15 protein-coding genes are annotated in these 16,362 nt (G+C 63.9%); 5 read left to right on the top strand and 10 right to left on the bottom strand.

Features of this window, described 5'->3' with window-relative positions:
- Positions 1-17: 17 nt before the first annotated feature.
- From mraY to mraZ, 7 genes are all read right to left on the bottom strand, one after another.
- Positions 18-1,124, bottom strand: a complete 1,107-nt coding sequence (gene mraY, locus BMYO_RS09500) for a phospho-N-acetylmuramoyl-pentapeptide-transferase (protein WP_094668229.1) — start codon at positions 1,122-1,124, stop codon at positions 18-20.
- Positions 1,125-1,172: 48 nt separating this feature from the next.
- Positions 1,173-2,663, bottom strand: a complete 1,491-nt coding sequence (locus tag BMYO_RS09495) for a UDP-N-acetylmuramoyl-tripeptide--D-alanyl-D-alanine ligase (protein WP_094668228.1) — start codon at positions 2,661-2,663, stop codon at positions 1,173-1,175.
- A 70-nt stretch (positions 2,664-2,733) separates the two neighbouring features.
- A complete protein-coding gene (locus tag BMYO_RS09490; RefSeq protein ID WP_094668227.1) occupies positions 2,734-3,606 on the bottom strand; it encodes a hypothetical protein in 873 nt (290 codons plus the stop codon).
- A gap of 33 nt (positions 3,607-3,639) precedes the next feature.
- On the bottom strand, positions 3,640-5,442 hold the full coding sequence (locus BMYO_RS09485) for a peptidoglycan D,D-transpeptidase FtsI family protein (protein WP_094668226.1): 1,803 nt from the start codon (positions 5,440-5,442) through the stop codon (positions 3,640-3,642).
- On the bottom strand, positions 5,443-5,907 hold the full coding sequence (gene ftsL, locus BMYO_RS09480; protein ID WP_169834129.1) for a cell division protein FtsL: 465 nt from the start codon (positions 5,905-5,907) through the stop codon (positions 5,443-5,445). It abuts the gene before it with no gap.
- On the bottom strand, positions 5,907-7,094 hold the full coding sequence (rsmH, locus tag BMYO_RS09475) for a 16S rRNA (cytosine(1402)-N(4))-methyltransferase RsmH (protein WP_094668225.1): 1,188 nt from the start codon (positions 7,092-7,094) through the stop codon (positions 5,907-5,909). Before rsmH ends, ftsL begins: the two co-directional genes overlap by 1 nt.
- Positions 7,094-7,612: a division/cell wall cluster transcriptional repressor MraZ gene (gene mraZ / locus BMYO_RS09470; RefSeq protein ID WP_094668224.1), complete on the bottom strand. Its 519-nt coding sequence runs from the start codon at positions 7,610-7,612 to the stop codon at positions 7,094-7,096. Before mraZ ends, rsmH begins: the two co-directional genes overlap by 1 nt.
- Positions 7,613-8,005: 393 nt before the next feature.
- Here mraZ and BMYO_RS09465 point away from each other — a divergent pair, with 393 nt between their 5' ends.
- Positions 8,006-10,285, top strand: a complete 2,280-nt coding sequence (locus BMYO_RS09465) for a HelD family protein (protein ID WP_094668223.1) — start codon at positions 8,006-8,008, stop codon at positions 10,283-10,285.
- 9 nt (positions 10,286-10,294) lie between these two features.
- On the top strand, positions 10,295-11,494 hold the full coding sequence (serA, locus tag BMYO_RS09460) for a phosphoglycerate dehydrogenase (RefSeq protein ID WP_094668222.1): 1,200 nt from the start codon (positions 10,295-10,297) through the stop codon (positions 11,492-11,494).
- Positions 11,495-11,627: 133 nt separating this feature from the next.
- Here the strand turns inward: serA and nrdR are convergent, their stop codons facing one another.
- Positions 11,628-12,077: a transcriptional regulator NrdR gene (gene nrdR / locus BMYO_RS09455; RefSeq protein WP_094668221.1), complete on the bottom strand. Its 450-nt coding sequence runs from the start codon at positions 12,075-12,077 to the stop codon at positions 11,628-11,630.
- Between nrdR and BMYO_RS11805 the strand changes: the two genes are divergently transcribed.
- The gene (locus BMYO_RS11805; RefSeq protein WP_169834127.1) at positions 12,009-12,206 is read left to right on the top strand and encodes a hypothetical protein; all 198 of its coding nucleotides are present in this window, start codon (positions 12,009-12,011) and stop codon (positions 12,204-12,206) included. The genes nrdR and BMYO_RS11805 overlap by 69 nt on opposite strands.
- Before the next feature lie 44 nt (positions 12,207-12,250).
- On the opposite strand, the gene BMYO_RS09450 is transcribed toward BMYO_RS11805, so the two are convergent.
- Positions 12,251-12,661: a LysM peptidoglycan-binding domain-containing protein gene (locus BMYO_RS09450; protein ID WP_094668220.1), complete on the bottom strand. Its 411-nt coding sequence runs from the start codon at positions 12,659-12,661 to the stop codon at positions 12,251-12,253.
- Positions 12,662-12,809: 148 nt separating this feature from the next.
- Between BMYO_RS09450 and lexA the strand changes: the two genes are divergently transcribed.
- Positions 12,810-13,541, top strand: a complete 732-nt coding sequence (gene lexA, locus BMYO_RS09445) for a transcriptional repressor LexA (RefSeq protein WP_094668219.1) — start codon at positions 12,810-12,812, stop codon at positions 13,539-13,541.
- Positions 13,542-13,722: 181 nt separating this feature from the next.
- Positions 13,723-14,682 carry a cation diffusion facilitator family transporter gene (locus tag BMYO_RS09440; protein ID WP_094668218.1) on the top strand — a complete coding sequence of 320 codons (960 nt, stop codon included), beginning with the start codon at positions 13,723-13,725 and terminating at the stop codon, positions 14,680-14,682.
- Positions 14,683-15,047: 365 nt separating this feature from the next.
- On the opposite strand, the gene BMYO_RS09435 is transcribed toward BMYO_RS09440, so the two are convergent.
- Positions 15,048-16,010 carry an L-lactate dehydrogenase gene (locus tag BMYO_RS09435; RefSeq protein WP_094668217.1) on the bottom strand — a complete coding sequence of 321 codons (963 nt, stop codon included), beginning with the start codon at positions 16,008-16,010 and terminating at the stop codon, positions 15,048-15,050.
- Between the last annotated feature and the right edge of the window lie 352 nt (positions 16,011-16,362).

Genomic DNA, 16,362 nt, shown 5'->3' with positions numbered 1-16,362 from the left:
TTTCCGTTACCTTTCCGCTAGCTGAACAGCAGGCCGGATCTGGTCACCCAGTCGCCGTAGAAGATGGTCAGCGCGATGAGCACGAAGATCAGCTCGATCATCCAGAACCGGACCACCACCTTGGTCTCGGTCCATCCCAGCAGTTCGAAATGATGGTGGATGGGGGCCATCTTGAACACGCGCTTGTGCGTCATCTTGAAGTACCCCACCTGGATCACGTCGCTCAGGGCCTCCATCACATACAGCCCGCCCATGATCACGGCCAGGAACTCGGTGTGCGTGGCGATGGACAGCGCCGCGAACAGGCCGCCCAGCGCGAGCGAGCCGGTGTCTCCCATGAAGATGGACGCGGGGTTCGAGTTGTACCACAGGAAACCGAAGCAGGCCACGGCCGCGCACACGGCGATGATGGTCAGGTCGAGCGGGTCGGACACGGCGTAGGAATAGCCGCCGTGGTCGCCGCCCTTGATGTGGTAGCTCTCCCAGAAGGCGATGATGCCGAAGCCGGTGAAGGAGATCATCGAGGAGCCGGCTGCCAGACCGTCCAGGCCGTCGGTCAGGTTCACGGCGTTGGTCCACGCGGTCATCAGGAAGTTCACCCAGATGACGAAGAGGATGATGGCCACGGCACGTCCGGCGAAATCGAAGCTGAAGAACGGCTTCTCGATGAAGCTCATGCCGGGCTGGGCGCTGGGCAGGCCCGATTTGGTGGGGATGATGAGCGCCAGCACCGCGTAGATGGTGGCGAAGATGAACTGGCCGATGAACTTGCCGCCCACCGTCAGGCCCTCGTTCTGCTTCTTGCGCACCTTGGCGAAGTCGTCGATGAAACCGAGCACGCCCATCGAAAACATGGCGAATAGCACCAGCACCGCGGACCACGAGGGAACGTCGCCCGAGCGCAGGTACCGGTAGAGTGCGGAGGCGCCCCAGCCGAGCAGGATGGCGAAGTTGATGACCACGCCGCCGAGCGTCGGGGTGCCGCGCTTGACCAGATGTGACTGCGGTCCGTCTTGGCGGATGTACTGGCCATAGTGCAGGCGGTGCACCAGCCGAATCAGCATCGGCGTGCCGACCAGTGTGATGATCAGCGACGTCAGCATTCCAATGATCAGAGCAATCACGGTGAATCTTCCCTTGTCTCTTCGGTTCCGTCCCTGTGTGCGGCCGGGTCAGTTCCTCGCCCAGCGTTCGGCCAATGCGCTCAGTCCGGAGACGTGCGAGCCCTTGAGCAGCACCACCGTATCAGGATGATGCGCCGCCAGTTCCAGCACCAGCCGTTCGGCCGCATCGACGTCGTGCACATGCTCCACGAGCGGAGCGTGCGCGTCGCGGGCCTCGTCGGCCCCGCTCGCACCGCCGGCCAGCGCGCCGGCCAGCGCGTCCAGATGCGCGTCGGTGGCCGATCCCACGGCGATGATGGCGTCAAGCCCCTGTTCGGCCGCGTACTCGCCGATCGAGGCGTGCAGTTCGGTCTCGGCCGGGCCGAGTTCGAGCATCGCGCCCAGCAGGGCCACACGGAACGGGGCGTGCGCGCCGTCCGCCGGCTGCCATGCCTTGAGGCCGTCAAGACCGGCCTTCATGGAGTCCGGGTTGGCGTTGAAGGAGTCGTCGATGAGTGTGAAGGACGCCCCTTCGCGGCTCACCTCGCTCAGCGCCATGCGATGGGGGCTGATGACGTGCTGCGCGGCGAGCGTCGAGGCGACGGCCTCCGGGGTCATGCCGTAGTGCATGGCCACGGCGGAGGCTGCCAGCGCGTTCATCACGTTGTGCAGGCCGGGGATGCCCAGATGGACGTCCACACGGTCGCCGTCGGCGGCGATAAGCGTGAATTCGGCATGATCCGCATGGTCGGCAGCGATGTCCATGGCGAACACCTCGTTGTCGCGGCTGCGGCCCTCGCCGAACCAGAGCACGTCGCCGGGCGCGATCTCGGCCATCGGCGTCACATGGTCGTCGTCCGCGTTGAGCACCGCCAGACCGCCCGGCACGAGCCCCTGGACGATTTCGCTCTTGGCCTGCGCGATGCGTTCGCGCGAGCCGAATTCGCCGAGATGGGCGACGCCGACCTTGAGCACGATGGCGGTGTCGGGCGGGGCGATGCGGGTCAACCGCGCGATTTCGCCCACATGGTTGGCACCCATCTCCGCCACGAAGAAGCGCGTGTCCGCCCCCACCTTGAGCGCGGTCAGCGGCAGACCGATCTCGTTGTTGAAGGAGCCGACGGGGGCCACGGTCGGGCCGAGCGTGGCCAACAGCGACGACAGCAGGTCCTTGGTGGTGGTCTTGCCCACCGAACCGGTCAGGCCGATCAGGTCGAAGTCGCCGGGCAATTCGCGTCGCCGGGCGATGTTGTGGCGTGCCAGCTCGCCGAGGGCCGCCACGGTGTCGTCCACGACGATCTGCGGCAGTCCGGCATCGGCGATCTCATGGTCCACGATCGCCGTCACGGCTCCCTGCGCCGCCACGGCGGGCACGAAGTCATGGCCGTCCACCCGCTCTCCCCTGATCGCCACGAACACCGAGCCCACGCCGGCCTGGCGCGAGTCGCTGACGGTGTTGGTGGCCGGAGCCGGTGACGCCCCGAGCCGCCCGGGTGCCCCGTCCTCCACCAGTCGGCCGGAAACGGCCTGCGCGATCTCCTCCACGCTCATCGGCACCATAGTGTCATCTGCTCCTTTGTCTTCCGTGGTATCCCATGGATGTAAGTCATTGGGCCTTGGGGCGGGCCCGTCATGTCAGGTTGCTGGCCACGCGCAACGCGCTGCGCACGTTGTTTCTGCGCACCCCGGCCGCCAACACCATCGCGATGGCGAGCGACATATGGCGCAGACGCGACATGCTGGAGGCCGCCGGCGAATCCGCGGCCAGATCGTCCGATTCCCGTGTGGGGCGGGTCAGCGCCAGATCGCCGTCCGCCACGAACGCGTAGCGGTCCCGGAGTTCGGCCAGATCGGGCCCGGATGCGGAACGCTGGGCGCCGAGCACGTCCACGTTCACGGATTCGAGGGCGTGCGGCTTGAGGGTCGAGGGATTCATGGCGATGATCACCGCGGCCACGCCGTCCTCCGCGCACACGGCGAGCACACGCTGCATGTCGAGGATGCCGAGCGGGTAGCTGAGATTCAGGGTGCGGGTCATCGACGTGGAGCCGGATGCGCTGACCAGGGCCACCGGATTGCCGAGCATATGCAGGAAATCGGCGAGATGATGCGCGTCGGCATCGATCACGTCCTCGTCGTCGCCGGCCACCACGAACACGGCCATCGTGCTCGAGGGCGAACCGGCGAATCCGGCCGCCAGCGTGCCCATCATGCGGTCGTCGAGATCGCCGTAGAGCAGCGGGATGCCCGCATCCGGGCACTGCCCCTTCAGAGCCGACGGCACGAGCGCCGCATAGGCGCCGGACTGGGCCGCACGCGGCAGATCGGCGCCCTGCGCGGCCCCGCAGATGAACAGGGACCCGGGAATCACGGTGTCGATCGTGTCGCTCAGCGACGTGATCGTCACGTTGACGGCGAACGGGGGGTCGATCTCGAGACCATACCGTCGGGCGAGCAGACCCAGGGTCATCCGCTGGGTGATGGATTCGCTCACTGCACTCATGGACGTTCCGCCTTCCTCCTGCGATCGCCTATATCACCACGTGACCGGAATAGCATCTTTACGCGGGGATGAGACAGGCACCTCGTATTTCTGCATAAGGAACTCACAGATCTGAGCGGAGACCGGGCCGGCGGTCAGACCGCCGAAGACGCCGTTCGGGTCCTTGAGCACCACGGTGACCGCATAGCGCGGGTTGTCGGCGGGAATCACCACCGAATAGTCGGAGATGATCGAGGAGAGCTTGCCGTCCGCGCCCTGCACCTCGGCGGTGCCGGACTTGGCGGCCATGCGGTAGCCGTCGACCTTGACGAACTTGCTGTAGCCTTCGGCCACGGATTCCATGCCGTTCATCATGTCGGCGGCGACCTTCTCATCGACCACGCGCGTGGCCTTGCCCTGGGCCGTCGCGTCGGACGAGCCGGCCGTGGACGAGGTCGATTTGATGATCGACTGCTGCTGCTTGACGCCCTTGTTGGCGATGGTGGCCACCACGTTGTTGAGCTGCAGGGCGTTGACGGTGTAGCCCTGGCCGAACAGCACCGTGTTGCGCGTGCGCAGATCCCATGAGGATGGGCTGGTGAGCACGCCGGTCGACTCGCCGGGCAGGTGGAGTCCGGTGGCCTGGCCGATGCCGAACTTGGTGAGGTACTCGTAGCGCTGCTCGTCGGTGTAGTTGAGTCCGGCAAGCACCATGCCCACGTTCGAGGAGTTCTGCAGGATGCCTGCCAGCGTCCAGCGCTCGGAGCCGTGTTCGAAGGAGTCCTTGAAGGTCTGGCCGTTCTGGGTGGTGTGGTCGGGCACCGTGAGCTGGTCGGTCATCTTGTGCAGTCCGGTCTGCAGGTAGCCGGACATGGAGATGACCTTGCCCACCGAACCGGGCTCGAACGTCTCGGAGACGGCGCGCGAGACGCTCATCTTGGCCTCGTCGCTGCCGGCCTTCACCTCGTCGCTGTCGGCGAGCGCCAGGATCTCGCCGCTGCTGACGTCCTGCACCACGGCGATGGCCCAAGTGGCGCCGTACTTGGACTTGGCGTCCTTGAGGACCTTCTTGACGTACCACTGCACGTCGCGGTCGATGGTGAGGGTCACGTCCTCGCCATCCTTGGCCGCCACGGATTCGGTCATCGTGCCGGGGATCTCCTCGCCGCCGTTGCCGCGCTGGTAGGTCTGGTGCCCGTCGGTGCCGGTCAGCGCCTCGTTCTCCATCTGCTCGATGCCGGCCACGCCCACGCCCTCGGCGTTGACGCCGCCGAGCAGGGCGCCCATGACGTCGCCGTCCGCGTAGAGGCGTTCGCTGCTGAGCTCGCCCCAGACGATGCCGCCAAGGTTGAGCGCCGCGATGCTGCGCTTGACCTGCGGGGTGACGTCCTTCTTAAGGATCACGTACTGGCCGGTGCCGGACATCTTGGCGCCCAGTTCCATCGCGTTCATGTCAAGGGCCTTCGCCAGCAGTCGTCCCACGGCCGCGGCGCCGGTGGCGCCCACGGGCTTGCCGTCGATTTCATGGCAGTAGTCGCGGGTGGTGTCGTTGCAGGTGATCGGCGTGAATTCCTGGGCGGCCTCCGGATTGGCCACGATGGTGTACCGTTCCACGCTTTGGGCGAGCACGGTGCCGTTCGCGTCGAGGATGCGGCCGCGCTTGGCCGTAAGCGTGACGGTGAGCGTGCGGCTGGCCGTGGCGGCCTGCGCGGTCTGGCGCCCGCCGATGAGCTGGGTGGAGGCGAGCTGCGCCAGGCACGCCGTGGCCACCAGGGCGAGCGCCGCGCCCACGGCGATGCACTTGAACGCGAAGGTCTTCACCTTGGCGAACCGAACGATGCGCTGGATGGTCTTCACTTACTTCCCGCTTTCGGTAGTACTGGAACTGCTGGGTTGGTATCCGTTGAGGTCGATGGACACGGATCCTTGCTGCGGGACCATGCCCATGTCGCTGGCCTTGTCCGGCAGGGTGGCGACGAGCTGGTCGAGCTTGGCCTGATCGTCCTCGACGTCCTGCTCCAGCACGCTGATGTGCGCCTCGATCTGCGCGGCCTCGAACGAGTTTTGCACCATCTGGGTGCGGAGCATGAGCGCGCCGAACAGCGTGCCCATCAGGAAAGCCACGGCGATGACGACGTGGACGAGCGGCGCGCTGCGGGTGCGGGTCCATTCGATGACCCGGCCGACCACGTTGCCCTGCGTCTGCGTCCGCTGGTTCGAAATCAGGCGCAGTTCGGGGCGCGACGACGTGGCCGGCTTGGATTCCGGCCGGTTGGATGAGGGTGCTGCGTTGGACCGGACGCTGCGTGCGGTTGCTGCCATCAGTCCCTCCTTGCGCGGTCGTTGCGGCCGCCGCGGTTGTCGTGGCTGTTGCGATCCGCGCGGCCGATCCGGCGGTTCGCCCGGTCGCCGCGTGCCGTGCGGCCGGTGTCGCGGCCGTCATGGCGTGCGTTTCGACCGGAGCGCGAAGTGCCTTTGTCGTCCGTATGGGAACCCCTACTCGGGTTCGGGTTCTCGGCGTCCTCGACAAAACGGGCACGCCAACGGTCGGGGATCTCGCGGCTGAGCTCTACGGCCCGGAGACGTACGGACGCGGACCTCGGGTTGGACGCGATCTCCTGTTCATCCGCCTTGACGGCGCCACGGGTCAGTTCCTTGAAGAACGGCTGCGCGTCGGGCGGCACGATGGGCAGATCGGCCGGGGCGTCGATTCTGAGACCTTGCGCCATGAACGATTTGACGGTCTTGTCTTCCAAGGAATGGTAGGACTCCACCACCAGACGGCCGCCCACGGCAAGGCGGTTCGCGGCCTGCGGCAGCGTGGAGGCGAGCTTGTCCAGTTCGCCATTGACCTCGATGCGCAGCGCCTGGAAGACGCGCTTGGCGGGATTGCCCGCCGGACGGTGCGCCTGGGGCACCACTTCGTCGACCAGCGCATTGAGCTGCGCGGTGGTGGTGAAGGGCTCGCGGACGCGGCGGGCCACGATCTCGCGGGCGATCTGGCGGGAGAAACGCTCCTCCCCGTACTCCTTGAATATGCGCGTCAGTTCCTGGGCGTCATAGGTGGCGAGGATGCGTTCCGCGGTGAGCGGCTGGCTCACGTCCATGCGCATATCCAACGGGGCGTCATGCGAATACGAGAAACCACGGTCCGTCTCGTCGATCTGCAGACTGGAAAGGCCCAGATCCATGAATACGGCATCCACACGCGCGATGCCCCTGTCCGCAAGCACCTCGTCGAGCTGGTCGAAGGCGGCGTGCACGGGGGTGAAACGATCGGCAAGACCCTCCTGCCGCATGCGCTCGGTGGCCAGGCCCAGCGCCTCGCCGTCCCGGTCGATGCCGATGAGCCGTGCCTTGGGGGCAGCCTTGAGGAACGCCGTGGAGTGGCCGGCGAGACCCAGCGTGCAGTCCACGGCGATGGCGCCCTCGTGGTCCAACGCCGGCGCCATCAGCGCAACGCAGTCGGCCAGCAGCACCGGCTGGTGTATGGCGGTCACATCAATCATCAGAACTCAACCTCCGGCAACACATCATCGGCAATATCGGCGTAGCCCTCTTCCTTCTCGGCCAGATAGGACTCCCACGCATCCTTGTTCCACAGCTCGGCGCGCGTGCCCACGCCGATCACCACCACTTCGGAGCCGAGATGGGCGTAGTCGCGCAGCATCTGCGGCACCAGCACACGGCCCTGCTTGTCCGGCTCCTGGTCCACGGCGCCGGACAGGAACACACGCAGGTATTCGCGGGCCGCCTTGTTGCCCACCGAGGTGCGCTGGATCTGCGCGGCGATGCGGCGGAACTCATCGAACGGCAGCAGATAGATGCACCGCTCCTGACCGCGGGCCATCACCAGACCCTGGCCCAGTTGGGGGCGAAATTTGGCGGGCAGGGCCATACGGCCCTTCGCGTCGATCTTGGGGGTGTAGGTGCCCAGCAGGAGCGGCGGCAGACCTCCCATCAGGTCGGACAGCGCGGAACCCTCGGCCTTGGACTCGGCGTCCTGTGCCGGCCGCTCGTCGACCATGGTTCCACCTCCTTTGCCGCTCCTGAAGGGTATGGGACACCCAACGCCTCACCACTCTACCCCACACTTCCCCATTTTTCCCCACCCGTGCACGATTTGCTCACCTTTTCGGGTAAATCACATGGATTAGCGTGTCGGAGGGCGAGCCAATCACAGGTCAAGCGCGGACCGGCCACGGGCCGATCACAGACCAACCACAGACCGATCGCGAACCGACCGCGGCTCAACCGTGAACCGACTGCGGCCCAACCGCGAACCAACCATGCTGAGCATGGCCGGAATTCACCTGAACTTCACCCACGCTCTCCCCCGAACGCCGACCGACGTATGGGGTCTGCGGTAAATTTGAATGCCTTGAAGTTTTGACCCCACGGATTGGAATCGAAGAGAAGCATGTCAAGCTACGCCTCGCAACTGCATGAGGAACAACAGGCGGTGGACCGGGCTTACGGACGGTTGGACGATCTGCGCGCCGAGATGTGGCAGCGTCTGGACACCGTCCGGGCGGCGGGCTCCCATGGTTCGCCCACCCAACGCAGCGAGCGGGATTCCTTCGCCACCATGTACGAGAACCGTCTCACCCAATTGCGCAGCGTGGAGGACCGTTTGGTGTTCGGCCGTCTCGACGCCAAGGACGGCAGAAGGCACTACATCGGCCGCATCGGCCTGTCCAGCACCGACCACGAGCCCATCCTGACCGACTGGCGCGCCGAGGCCGCCCGCCCGTTCTACGAGGCGACGCCATCCAACCACGGCGACATCGTCATGCGTCGCCACATCACCCTCAGCTTCCGCGAGGTGGTGGGCGTCGAGGACGAAGTGCTCGACGTGCACTCCGATCAGGTAGGCAAGGCGTCCTCCGCCGGCACGCTGACCGGAGAGGGCGCGCTGCTGGCCTCGCTGAGCTCGCGCCGCACCGGCAAGATGACGGACATTGTGGCTACCATCCAGGCCGAGCAGGACCGCATCATCCGCTCCGACATGAACCGCGCGGTGGTGGTGCAGGGCGGCCCCGGCACCGGCAAGACCGCCGTGGCACTGCATCGCGCCGCCTATCTGCTGTACACACATCGTCGCACGCTGGAGCGTTCCGGCGTGCTGGTGGTGGGACCGAGCTCCACGTTCCTGCACTACATCGATCAGGTGCTGCCCTCCTTGGGCGAGACCGGCGTGGTCTCGCGCACCATCGGGGATCTGGTCCCCGGAATCACCGCCACCGGCTTCGACTCCCCGCAAGCCGCCAAGCTCAAGGGCGACCGCCGCATGGCTCAGGTGGTGGCCAACGCCATCGCCGCCCGTGTCCGCGTGCCTTCCAACCTGCCCACAGTGACCATCAGCGGCATCCAGGTGCCGATGCTCCCCGCCGACATCGAGCAGGCGCAGGCCGATGCCAAGCGCACCCGCCAGCCGCACAACAAGGCCCGCGAGACCTTCATCCGCTCCATGCTGTCGAACATGCAGGCCCGCTATGCCGAGCAGCTCGACTACACGCCGGACCAAGCGGAGCTCAACCGCACGATGTCGCTGCTGCGCATGAACGAGCAGGTGCGTAAGACCCTGAACCTGTGCTGGCTGCCGATGACCGGCCCTTGGCTCATCGACCAGCTGTTCGCCCATCCGGAGCGGCTCAAGTCGCTGGCCGGCTGGCTTTCGGACGAGGACGTGGCCGCGCTGGCCCGCCCCAAGGGCTCGCCGCTGACCCGATCCGACATCCCCCTGTTGGACGAGGCCATGGACCTGCTCGGCCCCGATCCCAAGCTGGTGGCCAAGAAGTCCGCCGCCGACGCCCGCAGGGCCGCCGAGGAGCAGTATGCGAAGGATACGCTGGCCGCCACCGGGCTCGGTCAGGGCATCGTCTCCAGCCAGATGCTGCTCGACCAAATGAACGGCGACGACAGTGAACTCACCTCCCAGCGCGCCGCCGCGGACCGCGAATGGACGTACGGCCACATTGTGGTCGACGAGGCGCAGGAGCTGACCGCCATGGACTGGCGCATGCTCATCCGCCGTTGCCCCTCACGGTCGTTCACCATCGTGGGCGATGTGGCGCAGACCTCGGCCCTCGGCGGTTCACGCCGATGGGACAAGACCATGAACCGTCTCTTCGGAGCCTCGCACTGGGATCTCAACGAACTGACCATCAACTACCGCAACCCCAAGGAGGTTTCGGAGCTCGCCTCCGGCTTCGCCCAGGGCGAGGGACTGTACATCTCTACCGTCAACGCGGTGCGCAGCGTGCACGATTCTGTCGCCCGTCACGTCGTGGACGACGGCAAGGCGCTCCTCTCCATGGTCGCCAACCAGGCGGTGCAACTGGCCAACCAGTTCGTATCGTCCGACGGCACCGGTCGCATCGCGATCATCTGCCCCGACGACCTAATCGCCCCGGTGCGCGCCGCCGTCGACCGACGTCTCTCCAGCCTGCTCGACCCCGCCGAATACCAGCGGCTGCACGATCAGCCCCAGTGGGACGAACAGGTGAGTGTCTGCGGCACGGAAACGGTCAAGGGTCTGGAGTTCGACGCCGTGGTGGTGGTCGAGCCCGGGCGCATCGCCGACAATGCGCCAAGCCGGCCCGTGGCGGCGTCGGATCTGTATGTGGCCATGACCAGGCCCACCCAGCGTCTGGTTATAGTTCGGACAAACGAGGACGAGAAGTCCCTGAACATCTAAGGTGGGAATATGCCCAAAGCATTGTTACTGGAAAACATTCATCCCGATGCGGCCGCTTCGCTGCGCAACAGTGGGTTCGAGGTCGAGACCATGAAGGGCGCGTTGAGTGAGGACGAACTCATCGACGCGCTGGATGGCGTCGATCTGGTCGGCGTCCGCTCGAAGACCAGCGTTACGGCCCGCGTGCTTGACGCGCGGCCGAACCTGACCGCCGTGGGATGCTTCTGCATCGGCACCAATCAGGTGGATCTCACGCATGCCGGCAAGCGCGGCATCGCCGTGTTCAACGCCCCCTACTCCAACACGCGTTCCGTCGTTGAACTGGTAATTTGCGACATCATCTGCCTGCTTCGCCGCGTGCCGGCCCACACCCACCACATCAAGCACGGCGTCTGGGACAAGTCCGCATCCGGCTCGCACGAGGTCCGCGGCAAGACGCTCGGCATCATCGGCTATGGCAACATCGGCTCCCAGCTTTCCGTGCTGGCCGAGGCTCTGGGCATGCATGTGGTGTTCTATGACATCGAGGAGAAGCTGGCACTGGGCAACGCGCAGCGCTGCGACACACTGAATGAGCTGCTGGAGCAATCCGACGTGGTGACGCTGCATGTGGACGGCCGCAAGTCCAACACCGGTTTCTTCGGCGAGGACCAGTTCGCCCACATGAAGCAGGACGCCATCTTCATCAATCTGTCCCGCGGATTCGTGGCGGATCTCGATGCTCTGAAGCGTCATCTCGACTCCGGCCATCTCTCCGGCGCCGCCGTGGACGTGTTCCCCGTCGAGCCGAAGAAGAGCGGCGACCCGTTCATCACCCCGCTGGCGGATGAGGACAACATGATTCTCACCCCGCATATCGGTGGCTCCACCCTGGAGGCCCAGGAGTCCATCGGCCACTTCGTGTCGCAGCGCCTCGAGGACTACTGGTTCAAGGGTTCCACCTCGCTGTCCGTGAATCTGCCGCAGATCAATCTGGGCGAATGCAAGGGCGTCTGCCGCATCGCACACCTCCATGACAATCTGCCCGGCGTTCTGGCTCGTGTGAACCGCGTGCTCGGCGAGGAGAACATCAACATCTCCTTCCAGTCCCTGGCGACTGAAGGCGAGCTCGGCTATGTGGTCACCGATGTGGCGCAGCAGCCCAGCGAAACCACGTTGGACGCATTGCGCAACATCGAGGGCACCATCCGCATGCGCGTCATCAGCTGACGGGTTGCCTTCGGGCGATGCCGCCGAATGATCTCGCTAGTCGAATGATTTCGATAAGGGTGTGGGCGGCAAGCTGCGATTCCTGCGGCTCGCCGCCCACACCCTTAGTTGGCCGACTTATTAGTTGGCCGACTTAATTGGCCAACTCGCGAAGCGCGTCGATGGCCTTCTGAAAATCCTCCAGACCCGAGAAGTTCTGGTACACACTGGCGAAACGCAGATACGCCACCTCATCCAAATCACGCAATGGCTTGAGAATGGCCTTGCCGACCTCATCCGAACTCACTTCGGCCAAGCCACGGGAGCGCAGGTCCTCCTCCACCTTCTGCCCAAGTTTCTTCAGGTCCTCCTCCTTGACGGGCCTGCCTTGACATGCCTTGCGCACGCCGGTGATCACCTTGTCCCGGCTGAACGGTTCCACACCGCCGGATCGCTTGGTGACCAGCAGCATGCTCGTCTCCACGGTGGTGAATCGTCTGTTGCACACCGGGCATACACGACGGCGACGGATGGAATGACCATCATCGCTGATACGGGTATCGATTACCTTGGTGTCTGGATTTTGGCAAAAAGGACAATGCATACTCTCCACAATAACGTGACCGGGCGGAAAAGCATCATATACGGCGGTTTCGCCATCACCGCCGGCGATAAGGCCTACGTCACGGCAACCGCCATCACCACGATTGCGACAGTCGTCCGCCACCGCTGATCGGACGATCCCAACAGGCGACAAACTCATCAGACGATAATCCATCAACCGACGACTTCCTCAACCGGTACGACGATTCGCTGCCCCACACGCAATGAGCCTGAATCAAGATGATTCAGACTGATGAGTTCATCCACGGTCTGGGACACATCCTCACCGGGTGGGGTGATGTGGGACGCATACGACCACAAGGTATCCCCTGGCTTCACGATGTAGCTGGTTACCTCAACGGGACCACCTTGCGATTGCGCCATCTGCGCGGTTCCAATACCGGCACCGATCAACGACAACACAAACGCCAGCAGCACCGCGATTCCTCGACCACCTCGCGACGGTCTATGCGTCCTCTGTGACAGCTCGTGCACGCCTCGTGACAACCCATGCACACGCCGCGATGGGCGCTTCTCATCCACATGCAATCCAACGGCACCGCCAGCGACTACCGAATTGGTCATATCAGCCCCTTCTCGAACGAACGTTCTATCGAACATCTGTTCTTATAGTGGCACATGTGTTCGAAATCGTCAACCACGACACTCGAACAGATGTTTGATTTTTTGTGAACAAGCCGGTATGCTGGATACAGAGTGAAAGGAACCAGACGTGAGCACCATCCCCTTCTCCCCCAAGCAGCCGGACGAATCGTCGTTGACCGACCGCCAACGCAAGGTGTTGGATGCGATCCGCACGCATATCGCAGAACAGGGGTTCGCGCCGTCATTCCGGGAGATCGGCGAAGCGGCTGGGCTCAAGAGCCCCTCCTCGGTCAAGCATCAGCTTCAGGCACTGGAGGAGAAGGGGTTCATTCGCATGAACGCCAATAAGGGCCGCGCCATCGAGGTGGTCGTCGGCGATGCCGCCGTCACGCCGCCACGCAGTGCAGGCACAACGGCGGATTCACGCGAACAGGACGATGAAATCACCGCTGCGATATACCAGTTCCCCAGTGCATCCATCACCCAGTCGCAGGACATACCACTGGTGGGCCGCATCGCCGCCGGAGTGCCCATCACCGCCGAACAGCATGTGGAGGATGTCATGCGTTTGCCGGAGCGGCTGACCGGCACCGGCAAACTGTTCATGCTGGAGGTCCATGGCGATTCCATGGTCGACGCCGCCATCTGCGACGGTGATTATGTGGTGGTGCGCGAACAGCAGTCCGCGGTCAACGGCGACATCGTCGCCGCCCTGCTGGATGACGAGGCCACCGTCAAGACGTTCCGCAAAGACAACGGCCATGTCTGGCTGATGCCGCACAACCCGGCGTATTCCCCAATCGACGGCACGCACGCCACCATCATGGGCAAGGTCGTCACCGTGCTGCGCAAACTGTAACTCGCTGCGTAAACTGTAATGCACTAGGTCACACGAGCAGCACGCGAACGTCATCTCGTGCTATAGTGCCGAAAGAACGGAAACCCCGGCCGCAAGCCGGGGTTTCGTCGTATCCGGACCATACCGCGAATGGTATTGAGAAGCGGTTTCAACTGAAAACCGGAAAGGATCGCAATACACGATGTCCCATACCCATGCAACCCCAGCAGCAGCCAACGACCCGCGCGCCCATCAGCGCAGGCTCATGGCCACGTTATCGGTGACGGGAACGGTGTTTCTGGTCGAAGTGGCGGCGTCCTTCCTCACCGGATCTCTGGCGCTGCTGGTCGATGCCGGTCACATGCTCACCGACATGTCGGTGCTGATCGCCTCGACGATTACCGCCATACTCATGCGCCGCAAGCCAAGCAACACACGAACCTGGGGCTGGGCGCGACTTGAGGTGCTGACCGCGGCGGTAGGGGCGCTCGTACTGATGATTGTCGGCATCTACGCCTTGGTCGAAGCCGGCATGCGTCTGTTCGGCGGGTCCGCGAACGACGTCGAGGACGTGAACCTGCTGCTGTTCGTCGGCATACTAGGACTTGCGGCGAACGTCATCTCAATCTTCATCCTTGCCTCGCAGCGCGAGGACAACATGAATATGAAGGCGGCGTTTTTGGAGGTCATGAACGACGCGCTCGGCTCGGTTGCGGTGGTGACCTCGGCTCTGGTGATGCTGTCCACCGGGTGGAGTGGATTCGATGCGGTCGCCGGCGCGGTCATTGCATTGCTGATGATTCCCCGCGCCATCAAGCTGCTGCACAACGCGGTTCGTGTGCTGCTTGAGGAGACACCGAAAGGTCTTGATCTGGACGCCGTGCGGGCTCATCTCGAAAGCGTGCCCCATGTGGTCGCGGTGCATGACCTGCATGCCAGCACGGTGTCCACCGGCATGCCGATTCTCATGGCGCATATCGTCGTGGACAAGGGTCTGACCATGGAACAGGCTTCGACAATTCTCGAACAGCTCCAGGACTGCCTGCGCGAACACTTCCCCGTCTCGGTGCCCCACACCACCTTCCAACTCGAACCGGAAGGGTATCGTTCCCCTTCCGACGCCGAGATGCATCAGCCCACTGCCGCCGAACACGCCCACTGAGCACATCCGCTGAACACATCCAACCGGGCACATCCGCCAAACGCATCCGCTGAACGCGCACGACGACGGCTCATGCGCACCACGAACGGTCACGACGCAGGTCATATCGTCCGCCAGTGGTGACGGCCTCGTCGCCTGTATAACAAGGCTCTGTTACACCAGAATTGACTTGGATTCATCAGCGTAAGTTCTGGGTGAGTTGGCCCCTCAGGGAAGCCAACTCACCAGACTCGCCTCGTCTGCACCAGTCGATTGAACAGGACTTAACAAAAATGGTGAGGGCGTCGATCATCGAAATCGAGGCCCTCACCATCAATGAGGAACGAACCGTCACGCAGTCAACGCCATGCGTGACGACGGCTTCATCAGAAGCCGAACTTGGCGGCGGTTTCCTTCAGCGTCTCGGCGGAGCGCTTCAGAGCGGCGAGCTCCTTGTCGGAGACCGGGGTGTTGATGGCGGTGTTGACGCCGGTACGGTTGAGCAGGGTCGGCACGGACATGCAGATGTCGGAGATGCCGTGGAAGTCCTTGAGCATGGAGGACACCGGCAGGATGCGGTTGGTGTCGTGCAGGACGGCCTCGACGATGTCCACGCCGGACATGCCGATGGCGTAGTTGGTGGCGCCCTTACCGTTAATGATCTTGTAGGCGGCGTTCTTGACTTCCTGGTGGATTTCCTCGCGCTTGGCGGCATCCAGCGGCTCGTGGCCCGGCAGCGGGGTCCAGTCGCACATCGGAACGCCACCGATGGTGGCGGAAGCCCACAGCGGGACCTCGGAATCACCGTGCTCGCCGGCGATGTAGGCGTGAACGTTCTTGACGTTGACGCCGGTCTGCTGCGCGATCAGGAAGCGCAGACGGGCGGAGTCGAGGTTGGTGCCGGAGCCGAAGACCTGGTTCTCGGGCAGGCCGGAGATCTTCTGGGCAACGTGGGTGGCGATATCAACCGGGTTGGTGATCAGCATGTAGATGGCGTTCGGAGCAACCTTGACGAGGCCTGGAATGATGGCCTGCAGGATCTTCACCGTGGCGCCGACGAGCTCCAGACGGGACTGACCCGGCTTCTGACGCGGGCCGGCGGTGATGACGATCATGTCGGCGTCGCGGCAGATCTCGGGATCGTCGGAGCCGTCGATGGAAACGGTCGGGTAGAAGCTGGAGCCGTGCTGCATATCAAGCACCTCGGCCTCCACGCGCTCCTTGGCGATGTCCTCGAGCACGATCTCGCGGGCGATGCCACGCTGGGCGGCAGCGAAAGCAAGGGTGGAACCAACGGCACCGGCACCGATAATAGCAAGCTTCGTGGGCTTAACGGTAGTTTCCGCCATGATAGGTAAACCTCTCTTCAAAGGCGGTCTGCATAAGTGGCAGGCCTGATCGATTACGACTTCACTTTATAAGCCCAGCGAGACGTTTCCACATGCCGGATAGACCGCTTTTTATGCCCAAAACCCATATTCCATAAGGATTGTTAGCGCTCACACATAAAGTGTGATTTACCTCACTTTCCACCCCCGCAACAGGCCTGCCCGCAGAGGAAACGTTCACACCGAATGTTCCTCCAATGCTCCGACGACCGCAGACAATCGCGTGACTCCCGCAACCGGGATCGTATGCGCCCCATCGACCAACCCCTACCGACCAACCGCCACCGATCAACCGTCTCCGGCCGTCTCATCG

The sequence above is a fragment of the Bifidobacterium myosotis genome, from assembly GCF_002259745.1.
Classification (GTDB): Bacteria; Actinomycetota; Actinomycetes; order Actinomycetales; family Bifidobacteriaceae; genus Bifidobacterium; species Bifidobacterium myosotis.
The sequence above is the reverse complement of the archived record's forward strand: the minus strand, read 5'-3'. Positions and strand labels throughout refer to the sequence as shown.

Bases quoted from the DNA above. Each gene is read 5' to 3' on its own strand.
- BMYO_RS09495 (WP_094668228.1), bottom strand. From the start codon at position 2,663: ATGGTGCCGATGAGCGTGGAGGAGATCGCGCAGGCCGTTTCCGGCCGA.
- BMYO_RS09490 (WP_094668227.1), bottom strand. From the start codon at position 3,606: ATGAGTGCAGTGAGCGAATCCATCACCCAGCGGATGACCCTGGGTCTG.
- ftsL (WP_169834129.1), bottom strand. From the start codon at position 5,907: ATGGCAGCAACCGCACGCAGCGTCCGGTCCAACGCAGCACCCTCATCC.
- rsmH (WP_094668225.1), bottom strand. From the start codon at position 7,094: ATGATTGATGTGACCGCCATACACCAGCCGGTGCTGCTGGCCGACTGC.
- mraZ (WP_094668224.1), bottom strand. From the start codon at position 7,612: ATGGTCGACGAGCGGCCGGCACAGGACGCCGAGTCCAAGGCCGAGGGT.
- BMYO_RS09465 (WP_094668223.1), top strand. From the start codon at position 8,006: ATGTCAAGCTACGCCTCGCAACTGCATGAGGAACAACAGGCGGTGGAC.
- serA (WP_094668222.1), top strand. From the start codon at position 10,295: ATGCCCAAAGCATTGTTACTGGAAAACATTCATCCCGATGCGGCCGCT.
- BMYO_RS11805 (WP_169834127.1), top strand. From the start codon at position 12,009: ATGACCATCATCGCTGATACGGGTATCGATTACCTTGGTGTCTGGATT.
- nrdR (WP_094668221.1), bottom strand. From the start codon at position 12,077: ATGCATTGTCCTTTTTGCCAAAATCCAGACACCAAGGTAATCGATACC.
- BMYO_RS09450 (WP_094668220.1), bottom strand. From the start codon at position 12,661: ATGACCAATTCGGTAGTCGCTGGCGGTGCCGTTGGATTGCATGTGGAT.
- BMYO_RS09440 (WP_094668218.1), top strand. From the start codon at position 13,723: ATGTCCCATACCCATGCAACCCCAGCAGCAGCCAACGACCCGCGCGCC.
- BMYO_RS09435 (WP_094668217.1), bottom strand. From the start codon at position 16,010: ATGGCGGAAACTACCGTTAAGCCCACGAAGCTTGCTATTATCGGTGCC.